This window comes from Vibrio sp. 10N.222.55.C6 (genome assembly GCF_041473395.1).
Lineage (GTDB): Bacteria > Pseudomonadota > Gammaproteobacteria > Enterobacterales > Vibrionaceae > Vibrio > Vibrio crassostreae_C.
Genome location: NZ_JBFRSD010000818.1, coordinates 1 through 689 on the forward strand (window position 1 = coordinate 1; position 689 = coordinate 689).

Annotated in this window: 1 protein-coding gene; it reads left to right on the forward strand. The window is 44.1% G+C overall.

The window, feature by feature from the left end:
• Nucleotides 1–209: 209 nt before the first annotated feature.
• Nucleotides 210–671 (forward strand): hypothetical protein, encoded by a 462-nt coding sequence (locus AB4486_RS26340; RefSeq protein WP_372119711.1) that lies wholly within the window; start codon nt 210–212, stop codon nt 669–671.
• The last annotated feature ends 18 nt before the right edge of the window (nt 672–689 follow it).

Below are 689 nucleotides of genomic sequence, written 5' to 3' on the forward strand. Positions count from 1 at the left end.
ATCTACCTGATCCTCATCTTTGCTCATTGATAAGACAAATCTAACGTGACAAGAGAAAGTGACTCAAAAACAATCACTTTTACGCTCATCTCACCCACAGCTATTGACTTTGCCGCTCCAGAGCTGCCCTTCTCTATAAAGGCAACTTTGACAAAATAATCCTTCATAGCTAAACGTTTATGTACCAACGTTTTCGTCAGGGAAAAAAAATGCCAAACCTTAAATTACGAAGTTTAAGCGCGATATTCTTCTTTGCTGTCACTCTTCCCATCGTAGTGTTAGCCGACGAGGGGCAAGATGTAGAGGAGGTAGCTAAAGAGCTAGCCAACCCAAACACAACGCTTGGCTCGATGTCCTTTAACTTGGATTGGACGAACTATCAAGGCGACTTAAATTCAGCGAACAGTCAGAACGGGTATCGCTTGAGCTTTCAACCTGTTCTCCCTGTGCCAATTGCAGAGCGAACCAACTTATTTATCAGACCAAATATACCTTTAATATTTGACCAACCCTATTACAAGGGCGATAGATTTGAAAATTCAGATGCAGGTCTCGGTGATATCGGCTTTGATGTGGCCGTTGGTCATACCTTTGAGAGCGGCATGATTGTCGTGGGGGGGATAGTGGGTACACTGCCCACCGCAACAAGCGATGAACTGGGTAACGAGTAAGAATTGATCGTTACCCAG

What these genes read in the sequence shown, in the direction of transcription:
- AB4486_RS26340 (WP_372119711.1), top strand. Translation starts at nt 210, where the DNA reads ATGCCAAACCTTAAATTACGAAGTTTAAGCGCGATATTCTTCTTTGCT.